This is a genomic window from Actinoplanes subglobosus (genome assembly GCF_042650585.1).
Lineage (GTDB): Bacteria > Actinomycetota > Actinomycetes > Mycobacteriales > Micromonosporaceae > Actinoplanes > Actinoplanes subglobosus.
This window is the reverse complement of record NZ_JBHSBL010000021.1, coordinates 235,794-252,813: the sequence shown is the minus strand read 5'-3', so window position 1 is coordinate 252,813 and position 17,020 is coordinate 235,794. Positions and strand designations below refer to the sequence as shown.

14 protein-coding genes are annotated in these 17,020 nt (G+C 70.5%); 9 read left to right on the top strand and 5 right to left on the bottom strand.

Features of this window, described 5'->3' with window-relative positions; all coding sequences use genetic code 11:
* Positions 1-33: 33 nt before the first annotated feature.
* On the bottom strand, positions 34-273 hold the full coding sequence (locus tag ACFO0C_RS33120) for a hypothetical protein (protein ID WP_378070775.1): 240 nt from the start codon (positions 271-273) through the stop codon (positions 34-36).
* Positions 274-440: 167 nt separating this feature from the next.
* Here ACFO0C_RS33120 and ACFO0C_RS33115 point away from each other — a divergent pair, with 167 nt between their 5' ends.
* From ACFO0C_RS33115 to ACFO0C_RS33100, 4 genes are all read left to right on the top strand, one after another.
* Positions 441-1,781, top strand: coding sequence for a nickel/cobalt transporter (locus tag ACFO0C_RS33115; protein WP_378070682.1), 1,341 nt, complete (start codon positions 441-443; stop codon positions 1,779-1,781).
* A gap of 85 nt (positions 1,782-1,866) precedes the next feature.
* Positions 1,867-2,886, top strand: coding sequence for a lysylphosphatidylglycerol synthase transmembrane domain-containing protein (locus ACFO0C_RS33110; RefSeq protein WP_378070681.1), 1,020 nt, complete (start codon positions 1,867-1,869; stop codon positions 2,884-2,886).
* 6 nt (positions 2,887-2,892) lie between these two features.
* Positions 2,893-3,687, top strand: coding sequence for a CPBP family intramembrane glutamic endopeptidase (locus tag ACFO0C_RS33105; protein ID WP_378070680.1), 795 nt, complete (start codon positions 2,893-2,895; stop codon positions 3,685-3,687).
* Positions 3,688-3,743: 56 nt separating this feature from the next.
* Positions 3,744-4,100 (top strand): VOC family protein, encoded by a 357-nt coding sequence (locus ACFO0C_RS33100; RefSeq protein ID WP_378070679.1) that lies wholly within the window; start codon positions 3,744-3,746, stop codon positions 4,098-4,100.
* A gap of 23 nt (positions 4,101-4,123) precedes the next feature.
* Here the strand turns inward: ACFO0C_RS33100 and ACFO0C_RS33095 are convergent, their stop codons facing one another.
* The 3 genes from ACFO0C_RS33095 to ACFO0C_RS33085 form a co-directional block, all read right to left on the bottom strand.
* On the bottom strand, positions 4,124-7,168 hold the full coding sequence (locus tag ACFO0C_RS33095) for an RICIN domain-containing protein (protein ID WP_378070678.1): 3,045 nt from the start codon (positions 7,166-7,168) through the stop codon (positions 4,124-4,126).
* A 98-nt stretch (positions 7,169-7,266) separates the two neighbouring features.
* Positions 7,267-12,099 (bottom strand): family 43 glycosylhydrolase, encoded by a 4,833-nt coding sequence (locus ACFO0C_RS33090; RefSeq protein WP_378070677.1) that lies wholly within the window; start codon positions 12,097-12,099, stop codon positions 7,267-7,269.
* Positions 12,100-12,320: 221 nt separating this feature from the next.
* On the bottom strand, positions 12,321-12,986 hold the full coding sequence (locus tag ACFO0C_RS33085; RefSeq protein WP_378070676.1) for a hypothetical protein: 666 nt from the start codon (positions 12,984-12,986) through the stop codon (positions 12,321-12,323).
* 104 nt (positions 12,987-13,090) lie between these two features.
* On the opposite strand from ACFO0C_RS33085, the gene ACFO0C_RS33080 reads away from it, so the two are divergent.
* Genes ACFO0C_RS33080 through ACFO0C_RS33060 form a run of 5 tightly spaced genes read left to right on the top strand, consistent with a single transcriptional unit; the run spans position 13,091 to position 16,302 of the window.
* Positions 13,091-13,852 carry an NYN domain-containing protein gene (locus tag ACFO0C_RS33080; protein ID WP_378070675.1) on the top strand — a complete coding sequence of 254 codons (762 nt, stop codon included), beginning with the start codon at positions 13,091-13,093 and terminating at the stop codon, positions 13,850-13,852.
* Positions 13,849-14,472 (top strand): TetR/AcrR family transcriptional regulator, encoded by a 624-nt coding sequence (locus tag ACFO0C_RS33075; RefSeq protein ID WP_378070674.1) that lies wholly within the window; start codon positions 13,849-13,851, stop codon positions 14,470-14,472. Before ACFO0C_RS33080 ends, ACFO0C_RS33075 begins: the two co-directional genes overlap by 4 nt.
* A 22-nt stretch (positions 14,473-14,494) precedes the next feature.
* Positions 14,495-14,827, top strand: a complete 333-nt coding sequence (locus ACFO0C_RS33070; protein WP_378070673.1) for a DoxX family protein — start codon at positions 14,495-14,497, stop codon at positions 14,825-14,827.
* 19 nt (positions 14,828-14,846) lie between these two features.
* Entirely contained in the window at positions 14,847-15,014 is a 168-nt protein-coding gene (locus ACFO0C_RS33065) for a hypothetical protein (RefSeq protein ID WP_378070672.1), read from the top strand.
* 58 nt (positions 15,015-15,072) lie between these two features.
* On the top strand, positions 15,073-16,302 hold the full coding sequence (locus tag ACFO0C_RS33060; RefSeq protein WP_378070671.1) for an FAD-dependent monooxygenase: 1,230 nt from the start codon (positions 15,073-15,075) through the stop codon (positions 16,300-16,302).
* A gap of 115 nt (positions 16,303-16,417) precedes the next feature.
* Here the strand turns inward: ACFO0C_RS33060 and ACFO0C_RS33055 are convergent, their stop codons facing one another.
* Positions 16,418-16,876 (bottom strand): hypothetical protein, encoded by a 459-nt coding sequence (locus ACFO0C_RS33055; RefSeq protein WP_378070670.1) that lies wholly within the window; start codon positions 16,874-16,876, stop codon positions 16,418-16,420.
* Positions 16,877-17,020 lie beyond the last annotated feature (144 nt).

Genomic DNA, 17,020 nt, shown 5'->3' with positions numbered 1-17,020 from the left:
AAAAGCTCTCTCCTGTCCATTTCGGAGCTCGCATCACCGTAGAAGACGGCAGGTGTCGATGGCCACCGGCTGAAATCGGCCCGTCCTGATCGATATGCGGCGGACCGGAAATGCCCGAGGCTTCTTCACCCGGCGTTTGCCGGCCGCCGGCCAGCAGAGGAAGCCGGTCAGCGGTAGCAGGAAGCCGGCCACGATGCTCTCGCCGACGATATCGGTCACGACGTCGAACGGCTCCGGTCCTCGCGCGTGTCCGGTGCCGACGAGCACCCGCACGCGCTCGCCCGGGCCGAGATGGCCGTGTCCGCCGGACGGGAGTGCCGGCGCCGCATCGCCCGAGTGTGACCGATCAAGGGAAGTGTGCCGCGTTCCCGGAGATTCCCGGCACATCGCTCCCTACTGTCCGTGATGTGTCATCACCTGGTCTCTTTCGGTCACTCGGCATGGGTATCGTCCTGGCCGCCTGCTGGTCGCCGTCCGCCGCGGCCGCCCATCCCCTCGACGAGGTCGTCCAGCTGGTCCACCTCGTCCCGGGCGCCGCGACGCTCGCCGTCGAACTCGCCGTCACCCCCGGGCCACTCGTCGGCCCGGCCTTCGCCCGAACCGCCGACACCGACGGGAACTCACAGCTCAGTCCGGCGGAGACCGAAACCCTGACGGGTCGGCTGACCGCGTCCCTCGGCGTCCGGGTGGACGGTGCGGGCAGTCCGCTCACGGTCACCGGGACGGCCGTCCCGCCCTACGAGGTGCTCGCCGCGGGCGGCACGGCCACCGTCACGGCCACCGCGCCGATGCCCGCCGGGGCGGGACGGTTCGAGGTCGTCCAGGCATTCGATCCCGGACAACCCACGACCGTCGAGTTCGACGTCGTCCTTGACCGGGAGGCGGGGCGGGGTCCGGAAGAGATCACTCGCAGTGACGATGGGCGAGCGGTCACCGTGCGTCTCGGCCGCGGTGGCGATGCGGCACCCGGCAGCGGTACGGGCCGGACGATGCTCGACGCACTCCGGAAACCCCTGTCGTCCCCGTGGGCGCTGCTGCTCCTGATCGGTGCCTGCGCGGTCCTCGGCGGACTGCACGCGCTCACGCCCGGTCACGGGAAGACGATGCTCGCCGCCTACCTGGTCGGCACCCGTGGCACGCCGGGCCAGGCGCTCGCCCTGGGCGGCATCATCACGATCACCCACACCGGCTCGGTCCTCCTGCTGGGCGCCGCGGTCCTGCTGGCCGGCCACTACGTGGTCCCCGGCGTCCTGACGCCCGCACTGCAGGCCGCCACCGGCCTGATCGTCCTGGTCCTGGGCCTGCGCCTGACCCGCCGCCGCTGGTCCGACCGGCACCAGACCCACCCCGCCCACGCGCACTCCCACCACTATCATCATCATCATGGTCCGGACCGGGGGCATCTGAACGGGCACGTGGTGCAGGTTCTCGACACCGCCCCGGCCACCGCTCGGACCCGGATCCGGGAACTCGCCGTGATGGGTGCCGCCGGCGGGATGATCCCGTGCCCCGAGGCGCTCGGCGTCCTCATCCTGGCCACCGGCCTGAACCGGACCGCCCTGGGCCTCGGCATGATCGTCGCCTTCAGTGCCGGGCTCGCCGCCGTCCTGGTCGCCCTCGGCCTGGCCCTGGTCACCGCCCGGGACCGCGTCACAGTGTTCCGCCCGTCCGCCGGCGGCACACTGCTGACCCGCCTGCCCCTGCTCTCCGCCACCCTGGTGACCGCCCTGGGCGTGGCCATGACGGTCACCGGCCTGCTGGACCTCCCACCCTTCCGCTGAAAGCCGGTGTGTACCGCGACTGCGGTATGCCGGGTGCCCGCGCTGGGAGGACGACGGGGGAGGGCCCGGCGGGCAGGCTGAGCGGGTGACGTCGATCGTGGAGAGTGCCGCCCGCGGGAGGTCGCCGGTGTACCGGCGGTGGCTGCGGGCGGCACTGTTCCTGCTGGTCGGCGTCGTCGCCGTGGTGGCGCTGCGCGGCCGGCTGCCCGAACCGGGCGCGGTCGGCGGGATCCTCGCCGGGGCGGACCGGTGGTGGATGGCGGCGGCGGCCGGGGCGGCGCTGCTGTCCCAGGTGGCGTTCGCGGTGCAGCAGAGGCGGCTGCTCGGTGGGTTCGGGGTGGACCTGCCGCACGGCCGGGCGGTGGCACTGACGTTCAGCCGGTCGGCGATGAGCATGGCGCTTCCGGCCGGGTCGGCGGTGTCGGCGGCGTTCGCGTTCCGCGTCTACCGGCGGCACGGGGCCGACGGCACTGTCGCGGCGATCGTCACGGCGGTGTCCGGGATCCTGTCGGTGGCCGCGCTCGGGCTGCTCTACGGCGCGGGCTGGTTCGTCGGGCAGGCGGGAGCGGGCTGGACCGCGGTGACCGCCGGGGTGGCGTGGCTCGTGGCGAATCCCTGGGCCGTGGGCGCCGTGGCCGGTGGGGGCGCGCTGGCCGTACACCTGCTGGTGAGGGACCGTGCGCTGGGGATGATCCGCCGGTGGCCTGCCCTCGCCGCGGCGGTCGGCGGGTTGCGTGATCTGCCACGGCGCAGCTGGCTCGGCGCCCTCCGCGCGGCGGTGGCGAACTGGCTGCTCGACATGGTGTGCCTGGCCGTGGCCGCCGCCGCCTGCGGGGCGGAGCTCGGGTGGGGACGGCTCGCGCTGATCTACCTGGCCGTGCAGGTGGTGCGGCAGGTGCCGATCACACCGGGCGGTGTCGGGCTGATCGAGGCGAGCATGCTGGCCGGTCTGACCGCGGCCGGGATGCCGGAGGCCACCGGGGCGGCGGTGGTGCTGCTCTACCGCCTGGTGTCGTTCTGGATGATGCTGCCGCTCGGCCTGGCCGGCTGGCTGCGCCTGCGACGGATGCCGGGTGGCGTACCGGCCGCCGATCGATCATCATGATCGGTCATGACGGACATCGCCGGGACGGTCGCCACCACGCTGATCGTGATGATCTTCGCCTTCCTGGGCGTCAACACCGTGCAGGGGGTCGTGAAGCGGCGGCAGCTCCTGGCGGCGATGGCGGCGAACCGGGCGAGGTTCTTCCGTAACGGGATCGTCAGCGTCACCTGCCTGCTCGTGGCCGGGTCGCTCGCGGTGGCGCTGCACCCGGATCTGACGGCGGCCGATGTCGGGTGGCGGCTGCCGGAGGGCAACTGGTCGGACTATCTCTACTCCGGATATGTCCTGGTGATGCTCCTGGCCGTGTATCTGCGGACGCGGCGGGGACCGCTGGCTCCGGCGACCGCGGCGCTGCTGCCCCGCACGACCGGGGAGCGCTGGCTGGCCGGTGGGATGTCGGTCGCCTTCGGCGTGGGGGAGGAGTTCCTCTACCGGGGGCTGTTCCTGGCTGTCGGGACCGAGCTGGTGGGCCTGCCGCTGTCGGTCGCGGCGATCCTGGGCTGGGTGTTCTTCGTGGTCGCGCACGCCTATCAGGGCTGGCGCGGCATGATCATGGTCGGCGTGCTCGGGCTGATCTTCACGATGCTCTACCTGAGTTCGATGAGCCTGCTGCTGCCGATGGTGGTGCACACGCTCTGGGACGCGGTGGTGCTCCTGGCGGTCCGCCCGAGGCCCGCCGCCGTGGTGGAGACACCGGCCGTCGTCGAGGAGCAGGCGCCGGTCGTCGTGGAGGCCCCGGTGGTCGTGGAGGCGCCGGCCGTCATCGACCGGCCCCGGTTGCGGTCCGCCGCGCCGGACTGAAGTTCGGTTTGTGATCCGGAAGCGGAACGTCCGGAATGCTTCCTAGCATCGCCGGTATGGCTATCGCGCGTTTCCCCACCATCGTCATCGACTGCCCGGACCCGGCCGCGCTCGCGAAGTTCTACGGCGAGATGCTCGACTGGAAGGCCGAGATCTCCGAGGACTGGGTCGACCTCAAGGCCGACTACGGGCAGTGCATCTCGTTCCAGCAGGTCGAGAACTATCGGGCGCCGGTCTGGCCGGAGCAGGAGGTGCCGCAGCAGTTCCACCTCGACGTGGTCGTCGACGACCTGGACACGGCCGAGGCGGCGGTGGTCGCGCTCGGCGCCACCAGGCACTCCCACCAGCCGGGGACCTCGTTCCGGGTCTTCCTCGACCCGGCCGGGCACCCGTTCTGTCTCTGCCTCAACTGACAGAACGGGTGCCCGGGGTCCGGTCAGTGCTTGCGGACGAGCGTGATCCGGTAGGTGGACTGGGCGGAACCGTCCTCACTCGTGGTGACGACCGTGCGGGTGCTGCCCGAACCGGTGACCGCGACCGTCGCGTACGGGTCGGTGGTCACCGCCGTCACCTGGACACATGAGAGATCACGAACGGACACCCGCCAGTTCGGCACGGCCGGGTCGAACTTCTTGATCGGCACGCCGTCGACCAGGATCGACGTGACCGACGCCGCGGTGCCACGGCCGGGTGCCTTGGCGTACACCTGCAGCTCGGAAACGGTCAGGTAGCCGTCGGGCGTCGGGGTGAGCCGGAGGCACAGCGGGCCCGGGGTGACCGGGATGTCGACGACCGTCGAGGTGACCGCGATCGGTGATCCGCTGACCTGGCAGCCGCCGGCGGCCGGCGTGCCGGCCTGGACGGTGGCGGCGATGCCGCCGCCGGACGAGTTGTCGCGGTAGAAGTGCAGCACCGCCCGGCTCGCCGACGCCCCGGCGGGCAGGGTGGCGGTCAGTGTCTCGACCGGGTTGCGGCCGGATCCCTTCCAGTTCGACCAGGCCTTGTCGGTCAGGTTGCCGTTGGTGAGGCCGGCCGTCGAGTAGCCCGGCTCGGTGTAGGAGGCACTCACCGTGACGCCGTCGAGCAGTCCCTCGGACGGCGCGGTGACCTGCACGCGCACGCTGGCGGGCAGCGTCTGTCCGGGAACGATCGTCGCCGTCCCGGCCACCGTCACGACGCCGACGCGGCTGTAGTCGCCGGTGCCCCAGACGGCCGGGACGGTGGCGCGACCGCCGTTGCGGCCGACCGCGGTGACCGTGGCCGGCATCGCGGGCAGGCCGCCGGCGTAGGCCTTGGCCCTGGTCGGCTCGGTCGAGGTCCACACGTCGACGGTCACCTTCGCGGTCGCGGCGACCGCCTTGCCGAGCGCGTCGGTCGCGGTTCCCTTGACCAGCACCACGCCCGGTCTGCGCCATTTCGACGCGGCCGGTAGCGTCCAGGTGACCGGCAGGGCGCGGCTTTCGCCGCTGGGCAGGACGGTGGTCACCGTCGCCGGGAGCGCGGGAGCGAGTCCGGGCACGGTGTGACTCAGGGCGATCTCGGTACGGCCGACCGTCTCGTCCTTGAGCGTCCACCGCTGGTTCGTCCCCGAGGTGGGCAGGTAGGTCCCCACCGGAGACCCGTCGGCGGTCGCCTCGCCGTTGACGTCGAGCAGCCGTCGCGCCCCCACGTTGACCAGCGTGTACGTGCCGTCCCCGGTGGTCGGGAGCAGCCAGAGGGCCCCGTCGTCGACGGCACCCGCCGCCTCCGCGACGGCCCGCCCGTCCCGGGCCGCGAGCCGCTGCCCGGTGCCCGCGTTGATCAGCTGGTAGCGATCGTTGCCGGCCGGCTGGGCGGTCCACAGCTGGTTCGCGGCGGCCGTGTCGTTGGTCCGGATCACGATGTTGTCACCGGACGGGGTGAGCGAACGCCCGCTGGCCACACCCTGCAGCCGGTAGACCCGGTCGGCTCGGAGGTGAGTCGCGCCGGGGTCGGTGACCCCGCTGACCAGGAATGTGGTGACCGACTGGGCCGGCACGGTCAGGGTCGCCGTGGTGCCGCCGACCCGCACCGGCGAGCCCTTGACCAGCTTGCCGCCCGCGCTGGTGACGACCGGGGTGACCGTCGCCCGCTTCAGGTTGAAACCGGACAGATCGAGGGTGACCGCCTCCTCGGTGGCGGCCGGGTTGGCGTGCACGACGGTCGCGCCGGTCGCGGACACCGCGGCGATGCTCCGGGTGCTGTTCGTCTTGACGAGGTGGTCACCCGGCTTCACGTAGTGGGTGAAGTTCCGGATCGTGTCGAATTTGGTGTTCGTCTGGATCGGGCAGGTGGCCAGGGTGTCGGTGGCCGTGCAGTCGAACGGGACGTGGATCGAGCCCCACTGCAGGTTGCCCTCGGCGATCATGTTCTTCGCGTCCTCGACCGGCTGCCACAGCACCCACGCCGACGGCTCCAGCTCACGCAGGTCGTCGATGATCCGCTGGGCCATCCCGAGGCCCGAGTCCATGCTGGTGAAATCCTTGCCCCAGCTGCCCTCGACCTCGCTCATCCAGAGCGGCTTCTGCTCGGCCTTGGCGATGTCCCGCACGCTGGTCCGGCCGCCGGTGCCGTAGGTGTGCACGTTGATCCGGTCGACCGCGGCCCGGGCCGCCGGTGTCATGCCGTACCAGTCGGTGACCAGGGTCCCCGGGTTGGTCTCGTCGGGCGCCGCGATGGCCCGGTCCGGTGCCGCGCGGCGCAGCGCCTCGATCACCGCGGCCTGCAGCGCCGGCCCGGCGTGGGCGCCCTCCTGACGGCCGCCGGTCGGCTGGCCGTCCGCCCCCAGGGTGGTACGCCAGTAGTTCGTGTTCGGCTCGTTGAGCGGCTCGATGGTGTCGACCGTGATCCCGTGCGCCTGCTCCAGGTATGCGGTCACCCGGACCAGGTAGGTGGCGAACTCGTCGAGGGAGTCCGTCCGGATCTGATCGGTGTTCGGGTCGAAGCCGCCACTCACGTAGCCGCTCACCGTCTGGAACCACGGCGGCGAGTTGCTGAACGTCTCCCAGTGATCGACATCGGCCTTGATCCGGTCCACCCACCAGCGCTGGTTGGCGTCGGCGTCCCAGTTCCAGTGGTCCGGGTTCGCCGGGTCCCACCAGTCCTTGTCGGCCGGGGTGTAGGTGGCCGGTGCCTTCCACCAGCCCGGGACGTCGCCGCCGGGCCGCAGGTACGAGCGCACGGTCGGGGCGTTGCCGCCGCCGATGTTGTAGCGGGCGATGTTGAGGTTCAGCCCGTCCGCGCCGAACAGCAGGTCGGCGAGCCGGTTGCGGATCTCGTCGGGGTAGCCGCCGGTGACGTGCGAGAGCCAGGCGAGGCTGGTGCCCCAGCCCTCCCACTCCGGCCCCCGGTAGCTCGGGTCGATGGTGATCGTGGTGGCGGCAGCGGCGGCGGTGGCGGCCGTCGGTGCCGCGAGAGTCGAGACGGCCAGTACCCCGGCCGTGAGGAGCGCTCGAATCTTCATCGCAGTCCTTGGGATCGGTGGATGTTTACGTAAACATCTGACGATATGGATGTCAACGAGGAGCGGGCCGAGGATGACCCCGACCCGCTCCCGCCGCGTCAGGAGACGATGCCGCCGCCGTCCAGGTTCGCGTCGCTCACCTCATGGACGACCTTCCCGGTACGGGTCTGCCACACCCGCAGGTAGATCCGGTCCTTCCGCCCGTCCACCGCCGTGACCAGCACGCTGTAGCCGGAGACCCCGTTCCACGTGCCGGTGCCCAGGAGCAGCCCGGCCGGCCCGCAGACCAGTGCCGGAGTCAGGTTCGACGACTCGAAGACACCCTTCGGCGCGCTGATCCACGCCTTCCCTGAGGTCTTGCCGGACCGGGCCAGGAACGCGAAGTCCGTCGTCCCGCTCCAGCCGCTGCCCGCCACGTAACCGGCCTTCGGCTGGTAGACGTCGACGAACGGCAGCACCCCGGAGGCGGTCGCACCGTCGTCGTCGCCGACCGTCACCGACGGCCGGTAGAGGCCCGCGGCCGTGTACGTGTGACGCACCGTGCAGACGCCCGCGGCCACCACTCCGGCCGACGTCGAACCGTCGCCCCAGGTGGCCGTACAGCTGAGGGTGTCGGCGCCCGCGTCGCGGACCGGAACCTTCCGGACGATCTCGGTCTTCGTGGCGATCGGCGCGTCCGGCGCCGGGTGGCCACCCGGAACCGTGACCGTCGGAGCCGCGTTGACCACCGTGATCGTCGCCGTGTCGCTGCTGCTCCCGGCGGTCAGCGTGACCGTGTAGGAACCGTTGTCGGCGCAGGTCAGCGTGGTCGCCGCGGCGTGTGCGTCGGCGAAGGCGCAGGCGGTCGAGTTCACCGTCCACGTCGGCCGGTTGGCGCTGTTGGAGACCGTGCCGGCCAGGGCGATGGCGCTGCCCTCGGGCCCACCGGTGTCCGGCCCGGCACCGGCGACCGTCACCGGAGCGATGCTCTCCAGCGTCGGCACGACCGGCTTGATCGCCCCGTCCGCCGCGAACTCCAGCTTGTCGATCGTGGTCTCCCGGTGCGTGCCGTCACCGCCCGGGATCGCGAACCGGTGGTACGCCGTGTACCAGTCGTCGGAACCCGGGACCCGGACCACCGAGTGGTGACCGGTGCCGAGGATGCCCAGCGACGTGTCCTTCGAGAGGATCACGCCGACCCGGTCGCTCCACGGTCCGAGCGGGGACGTGCCGGTCGCGTACGCCACCCGGTAGTCGGCGCTGCGGGTGTCGTTCTCCGACCACATGAAGTAGTAGACGCCGTTGCGCTTGATGACGAAGCTGCCCTCGTTGTAGTTCGCGGGCTTGTACGTCTTCACCAGCGCGGGGTCGAACGAGATCATGTCGTCGTTCAGTGGCACCTGGTACGAGTTGCCGTTGCCCCAGTACAGGTACGACTTCCCGTCGTCGTCGGTGAACACCGCCGGGTCGATCATCTGGCCCGGGTAGGTGCCGCCCGCGACCAGCGGCTTGCCGAGCGCGTCGGCGAACGGGCCGGCCGGGGAGTCGGCCACCGCCACACCCAGATGCTTGGCCGTGTTGCCGGTGGCCAGCCCGCCGGAGAAGTAGAAGTAGTACTTGCCGTTGCGCTGCGCGATCGTCGGCGCCCAGGCGCTGTTGTCGGCCCAGGACACGTCCGGCCCGAGGTCCAGGATCACCCCGTGGTCGGTCCAGTTGACCAGGTCCTTCGACGACCAGGCATGGAACTGGGTCCCGGACCAGCCGGCGAACCCGTCGGTCGTCGCGTGGATCCAGAAGGTGTCCCCGAAGACCGAGATGTTCGGGTCGGCGTTCAGCCCCGGGAGGATCGGCGACTTCATGACCAGGGCGCTGACCACCCACGACCGTTTTGTGCCCTTACTGTCGGTCACCTCATAGGTGACCGGGCTGGTGAAGTCCTGCGGCGCTGCGGGGCTGATGCTCGAGCCCGCCGCCAGCACGAACGACGGCGCCAGCTTCGTGACGTCGGTGCCCGGCTTGACCGGCAGCTTCACCGTGCCCGCCGTGTCGTCGATGATCGCGTCGGCCTTCAGCTCCGGCAGCGTGACCCCGCCGATGCTCGTGGTGCGGCCGGCCAGCTCCAGGATCTCCGAGGCCGACAGCGCCACGTCGTAGATCCGGAAGTCGTCGACCTCACCGGCGTAGTACGGGTCCGCCGAGTACAGCGAACGCCCGACGTAGCCGCTGTAGTTCTTCGACGCGTCGTAGAGATCGGACGGCTTGACGGTGACCCCGGTGGCGGACGCGACCTTCGTGCCGTTCAGGTACATCGCCGCGTTCGACCCGTCGATGGTGACCGCGAGGTGCTGCCAGCTGCCGCCGGGCAGCGCGGCACTGTGCGACATCTGCTTCTCGGCCTGCCAGGACCCGGTGGTGATCGCCGAGAAGAGCACGTTGCTGCCGTTGCGGGGCCCGGTGAACAGGTACTTGTTGCTGTCCGGGCCGAGCGCGTAGATCCACTGGTTGATCGTGGTGGAGGCGGTCCACTTGGCCCAGACCGACACCGTCACGGCGCTCGCGCCCTTGAGCACGCCGTTCGGGATCGTGACGTACGGGGAGGTCGAGCCGCCGGACATCTTGAACGAGCCGTCCTGGACACCGGCACCCCACGCCGGAGTGCGTACGTACGTGCCGTTGAAGTCGTTGCCGGAGGTGTCCCGGGCGACGGTGCCGCTGGTCTCGTCGAACTGGTAGCGCAGCCGCAGGCCGATCGACGGGGTGGGCGGCTCCTCGTACTTCGCCGAGATCCGGTCGTACTCGGCCTTGGTGACCGGCAGGATCGTGCCGTGGCGCGGGCGTGACGGCATCGTGTACGTGGGTTCCGGCGTCCACACACCCGAGTTGAGGTCGGTGGTCGAGAACGGGACGTAACCGCGGCCGCCGTACTCGTCGATGAACAGGTACCACTTCTGCTCGGTGTTCGACTTGAACACCAGCGGGCCCTCGCCCTGGCTGAGCGCGCCCGATCCGATGCACTCGGCCTGGAAGTCCCAGTTCGTGCTGAGCAGATCGGTGGACTTCTCCTGGATCAGGAACTTGCTGCACGGCGAGTTCGACGAGTTGTTCCGCTCGTCCTTGGTGATCCGGTGGTAGACACCGTTGTTCTCGATCACCGTCGAGTCGATCACCGAGTAGCCGGGGTCCTTCCACACCTTCGGCTCGCTGAACGTGTGGAAGTCCCGCGTGGTCGCGTACATCATCTTGTTGTAGGTGCTGCCGGTGTGGTTCGGGTCGTTCTCGGCGTACAGCTTCGAGGCCCAGAACACCACGTAGGCGCCCAGTTCCTTCGAGTAGAACGCCTCCGGGGCCCAGGTGTTGCCGGCGGTGTCCGGGGAGACTTTGACCAGGCGCTGGTCGGTCCAGTTGACCAGGTCGGTGGACTCCCACACCATGATCGACTTGCTGCCGGTGCGCTGTGACGCGTCCCAGTCGCCGTTGCCGTAGATCTTCAGATCGGTGGCGATCTGGTAGAACTTGTCACCCTCCGGGGACCGGATGATGAACGGGTCGCGCAGGCCCTGCGTGCCCAGCGTCGACGTCAGCACCGGGTTCCCGTTGTTGATCTCGCGCCAGCTCAGCGGGTTGTTGCCGTTGCTGAGCGCGTTGTAGACCTGCTCGCCGTTCGAGTAGCCCTCGCCGGTGAAGTAGCTGAACAGGTAGCCCTCGAACGCCTCCTTCGCCGGCAGCGGCGGGACCTTCGCGGTGAACTCACGGGTCGCGGTGGCCGTTCCGACGGTGACCGTCGCGGTCAGCGTGACCGATTTCGACGCTTCGCCGGTGGCGGGGCGGTGGACCGTGCCGTCGGCCGCGATCGTCGCCGGGTCACTGGAGGACCAGCTCGCCGTCGTGGGGAGGGACAGGTTTCCCCGTACATCCTCGAGGTTGTGGATCGTCAAAGCCTTGACCGCGGCCTCCGCATTGGCCGCATCGTCGAACGCGGCCTTGACCGTCACCTGGAAGGTCTTGGTGCCGGTCCGGTTGCCGCGGCTCAGCGCGGCGGTCAGCGTGGCGTGCGCGTCCGGCTCACCGGCGGCCGGGCGGGTGATCTTCCCGGCGTCGCTGATCACGTCACGGTCGCTGGAGGTCCAGGTGACCTTCGAGCCGTACGGGGCGGTCGCCGGCAGATTCAGATCAGCCGTGAGGCCGCTCGTGTCGCCCAGGTCGAGTGCCGCGACGTCGGCCGTGACCGCCTCGGTGTTCGCACCCTCGGCCAGGGTCTCCACCTCGCCCGCGCTCAGCGCCCGGTCGTAGACGCGCACGTCCCGCATCCGGCCCTTGAGCAGCCGGTCGCCGGTGTAGTTCGACTTACCGAAGTAGTTCGCCGTGGTCGTGCCGCCGCCGATCGCGCTCGGCAGGACGCTGACCGCGGTGTTCGTGGCGACCGCGACACCGTCCTCGTAGAGCGTGCCGGTCGTGCCGGTCTGCGTATACGTGACCGTCTTCCAGGTGCCGCGCGCCAGGTTGTGGCCGTCGGCGGGCCGGGTGTTCTGCTCACCGGTCCAGTTGCTCAGCGAGATCGCGTTGCGGTAGCCGTTGCCGGTCGCGAACAGGTACCCGTTCCCGTAGCCGGTGGAGGTGTCGGTGTTCCCGAACCCGTAGAGGAAGTACGGGGTGCTCTGCGTCGCGTCGATCTTCACGTCGAAGGAGACGCTCACCGCGGCGAGCGACTTCAGCAGATCGTTCGGTGCCTTGACGTAGGTGTCTGTGCCGTTCAGGCCCAGACCCTGGCCGGACTCCCAGGCCGGGGTGCCGACGACCGCGCCGTCGCGCCCGTTGCCGGACGAGTCGGTGGCCACGGCGCCGGACGTCTCGTCCAGCTTGTACCAGAGTACGAGTCCGTCGGCGGCGGCCGCCTGCGACGGAACAGTCAGAGCGCCGGCCACGACGGCCAGCGCGGTGAGAGGCGTTAACACGAAAGCTCTGCGGCGCCCGGGGCGCCTGCTCATCAGCATATTTCTCCCAGCCGAGGACGACCGCGCCCACCGTCCCCAACCGACAGGCGCGTAACGGGGGTGTTGCCAGAGTGTTAGCGCTCACAGACGCGGCGTCAAGAACTTGTGAGGTCCTTTGTTTCTCCGATGTGTCCACGGCGTTCGGTCCTTCACCCGGCCGGTTCTCCCCGGCGGGTTCCCGCTCAGCCCGGGATGCCTGCCCATCGGCGCCACTGGCGGATGGCCGGCAGCAGCTCGTGCTCCCGGGCGTCGGCCATCATGCGGACCCACATCGACTGGTACGCCAGATCCAGTGCGGGGCCGGCCAGGTCGACCTCGAACAGCATGCGGGTGGCCGACGTGGCCTGACTCGCCGTCGCCATGTGGCGGGCGCCCTGCTGGGCCCGCGGATCATCGGGCCCGTCGAACGGGAACGTCACGATCAGCGCGATCAGCTCGTAGTAGTCGCCGAACGCGAGCATCCCGGTGGCGGTGGTCAGATAGCGGAGGTGGGTGGCCTCCGGGACGTCCGGTGGCTCGGCGCACATCACACCGACGGCGTGGCGCCGCATCCGGTCGGCGTGGTGCAGCTGGGTGGCGCGCAACTGCCGACCGGCGGCCGTGGTGGTGAGCCGGGTCGCGTCGGGACGGTCCACTGAGCGCAGCTGCAGCAGGTGCGGCTCGGCCAGGTCATCCAGGAGCAGGACGGCGATGCGGGCGATCTCGGCGTCGCGTGGGGCGAGGATCCCGGGGAGCGCGGGCTCCCGCCCGGCGATCACCGTCCTCAGCTCGACGAGCGCCTCGGCCCTGCCGTCCGGCCCCGCCTCGGTCAGCAGGGCTCGCAGACTCCGGCTGGTCCACAGCGCCATTTCCCCACGATACTGCCCGAAGCGTGTGAATTCGAGCGTCATCTATGTTGGCCCGTCGCCGGGTGGAGACACCGGTCCCGGCCGTATCCTCAAGCGTTGTGGCGGTGAATGACAACTCGGCAAAACTGGCCGTTCTGATCGACGCGGACAACGCGCAGGCGTCGATCGTCGAAGGGCTGCTCGCCGAGGTGGCGAAGTATGGGACGGCGCACGTCAAGCGGGCCTACGGCGACTGGACCGGCACGAGCCTGCGCGGGTGGAAGGATCAGCTGCTGGCCCAGTCGATCCAGCCGATCCAGCAGTTCTCCTACACCACCGGGAAGAACGCCACCGACGCCGCGATGATCATCGACGCGATGGACCTGCTCTACACCGAGCGCTTCGACGGGTTCTGCATCGTCTCCAGCGACAGCGACTTCACCCGGCTGGCGTCGCGGATCCGCGAATCGGGCCTGACCGTGTACGGTTTCGGCGAGCGCAAGACGCCCAAGCCGTTCGTGGCCGCCTGCGACAAGTTCATCTACACCGAGAACCTCGCCGAGCCGGAGGCCGTGGCCGCGCCCGCGCCCAGCCCCGTGTCGGCGTCCGCCCAGCTCCGCGGCGACACCAGCCTGATGAACCTGATCCGCTCCGCGGTCGAGGCCGCCTCCGGCGACGACGGCTGGGCACCGCTCGCCGCGGTCGGGCACATCATCACCAAGCAGCGTTCCGACTTCGACCCGCGCAGCTACGGCTACCCGAAACTGGGTGGGCTGGTCACCGCGATCGGCCTGTTCGAGATCGACCGGCGCGACTCCGGTGACGGCAAACCGGCGATCATCTGGATCCGGGACAAGCGCCGGCCCCGGAAGGAGGCGGCCGAATGACCGGGCGGGGCCGCCGGCGCGACGCCGAGGAGAACCGGGACCGGATCCTGCGGGCGGCACGGACCCTGCTCGCCCGGCAACCGGCCGCGAGCATGGACGACCTGGCGCAGGCTGCCGGAGTGGTCCGGCGGACGGTGTACGCCCACTTCCCGAACCGGGACGAACTGCTGGCCGGGCTGGCCGACAAGTGCTCGGGGGATCTGCTGGAGGCGCTCAGCCGTACCGACAGATCGGGTCTTGATCCTGAGGTTGCGATGGCCGATTTCGCTCTCACCCTGTGGACCGCGGGCGAGCAGTACCGGCTGTTGATCTCGCTGGCCGAGAGCAACCTCGGTATGGCCGGGCTGCGGGAGCTGCTGCACCCGATCGCGGCGCAGAGTCTCGCGCTGCTCGAACGGGCCCGCGACAGCGGCCGGTTCGCCGTCCACCTGCCGTTGCCGGTGCTCAGCGCGGCCCTCCAGGCGATGACGCTGGCCATGATGCAGGCGGCGAACGACGAGTTGTGGGCCGACGACGGCACCCGGGCCGCGACCGCCGTGCTGATCGCCGCCGGACTGCCGGCCGCCGCCGCGGAGGAGGCGATCCGGCGAGTCACGTCACAGGATGTTGCACACCGGTGAGCATGAAAATTAGCCTGCTGAAGTGAACACCGCGCTTGCCGGCATCGTCATCGTCTTCTTCGGCGTCCAGGGCATCGCCCGGCTCACCGCCTCCCCGGAGGATCAGCGAGCCGCGGCGTACCACTTCGGGGTCTCCCTGTCCGAATACCGCAAGGTGTCCGGCCTGATGATCCTCGGCGGTCTGGGGCTCACCATCGGCCTCGCCGTGCCGCCGCTCGGCGTCGCCGCGGCCGTCGGCCTCGTCCTGCTCATGGTGCTCGTGGCCGGGCTGCGACTGCTCTGCCAGGACGGCGCGCTGCGGGTGGCGCTGCCACTGGTCGTCGCCGCCCTCACCGCCGGAACCATGATGTGGTGAGAATCCCGACGGCGGCTCGGTGAACGCCATCGCGTCCAACATGGACGGCCGGGCTCTTCAAGCGGAAGGACATGCCCGGCAGCTGTCCCGGCTCAGCGGGGTGTACAGCCCCGCGTGGTCCGCGGTCGGCGGCTCCCCGACGTCCGACCACCGTCTCGTCGGGGTGGACCCGGCGATCCGCTGCTGACTGTCCGGTTTCGGCACTTCGCACCCATGACGGTCGATGAAGGGGAACCTGGATCGTCATGGACGTACTTGTGGTGGGCGGTGGCATAGCCGGCCTGGCCCTCGCCCGGGCGCTGCGCCGTCAGGACGTTCCGGTGACCGTCGCCGAACGCGGCGACGACGACAGTGGTGGCCTGGCGATCAACCTGCCCGGCAATGCGATCACGGCGTTCGCGGTGCTCGGACTCGCCGACGGCCTCAGCAAACTCGGCCGTCCGACCGAGCGCCGCGAATACCGGTCCAGCCGGGACCGGCTGCTGTTCACCGTCGACGAGGACGCCTTCTGGGGGCCGGAGGCGCGGCCGCGGTGCGTACGCCGCTCCGATCTGCTGTCCCTCCTGTCGGACGGCCTGGACGTCACCATCCGCCGATCGCTTCCGGTCACCTCGGTGCGTCCGGTGGCCGGTGGCGCCGATGTCGAGTTCGGTGACGACACCAGCCAGCGGTTCGGGTTCGTGGCCGGCGCCGACGGGGTGCGCTCGGTCGTCCGTGCCACCGCGATCGGCGCCACCGACACCACCCGGCCGGCCCTGCTCAGTGCCGCCAGCTGGCGTTTCATGGCCCCGAACCCGGGCGTCGACTGCTGGACTCTGTGGACCGGGCCGGGCGGCGCGTTCCTGCTCATCCCCGTCGACGACCAGCAGGTCTACGGGTACGCCTCGGCCACCGGTGGCGGACCGGTCTCCGCCGACGCCGCCTGGCTGCGAACCTCCTTCCGGGATTACCCGGCGCCGGTCCGCACCGTCCTCGACGCTCTCGGTTCTCCCGGCTTTCCCGGCCCGTCAGACGCTCTGGGCCCGTCAGACGCTCTGGGCCCGTCAGCGGCTCTGGGCCCGTCAGACGCTTTCGGCGCTGCTGGTGCTGCTGCTGGTGCTCCTGATGCGACGACCCGTCTGTATCACTCGCCGATCGAGGAGGTCCGCGCCCCGATCTGGTCCGCCGGCCGTTGCGTCCTCGTCGGAGACGCCGCCCACGCCACCTCTCCCGTCTGGGACCAGGGCGCGGCGCTGGCCGCCGAGGACGCGCTCGTCCTCGCCGAACTCCTGGCAACCACCGACTGGGACGACGCCGGGGCCCACTACGAACGCCTCCGCCGCGATCGGGTCAGCCACGTACAGGCCGCCACCGACCGCTTCTCCCGAGTGGCCGCCCTCCCGACCTGGCTACGCCACGCTTTGCTGCCGGCAATCGGCCCCCGAAGCTACCGCGACACCTTCGACCCACTCCGCCACCCGTTCCCCACCCCCTGATCCGATACGGTCAGCGGGACTGTCCGGTCACTCGCGGATTCATCCCGGTCGGGCCGGCGGGCGGGGACTGTCAAGACAACGTTCTTCTTGCCACTCCCGCGGGCGGCAGCGGTGATCAGTTGGGCGTGAAGAGGCCCTGGATCCCGACGATGATCGCGATGACTCCGAAGACGGCGACCAGCAGAGCGGGGCCGGCGAGGTCGGCCGGGCTGGGAGCCGGGTTAGAGTGCGCGGCCGCGGATGATGCGGGATCGGGTGTCGTCGCCCCGGGCGCGGTGGATGCCGGGACGGGAACGGCGGGGGCGAGTGGCCGCCGGCCGGTCAGCCGCTCCCAGGCGAGGATGACGCCGACCGCGATGCCGACCACCTCGAAGTGGAACAGGTGCGGCCCGGAGATCAGGTGGACGATCAGGAAGTAGCCACCGGCGACCAGGGCGACGATGCCGACCAGCCAGCGCCATGGTGCGATGCGGGCGGTCAGTCGGGCGATCACCGGGAAGCGACCGAGCAGGGGAATGGCGAGCAGCAGACCGCCGATGATGTTGGCGATGTCGAGCAGCAGAGCCATCAGCATGGGGTCCGTCCTTCAGGTCAGCGTCCCGCCGCAATCCTAACTTGGAGCGCTCCCATCCGCATCGCGGCAGGTGGGCGGCTGGGAACGCCGGCCCGCGGGGATGGCGTCGCCGCTGTGGAACAGAGGTGGCGGGGAAACGGCGGG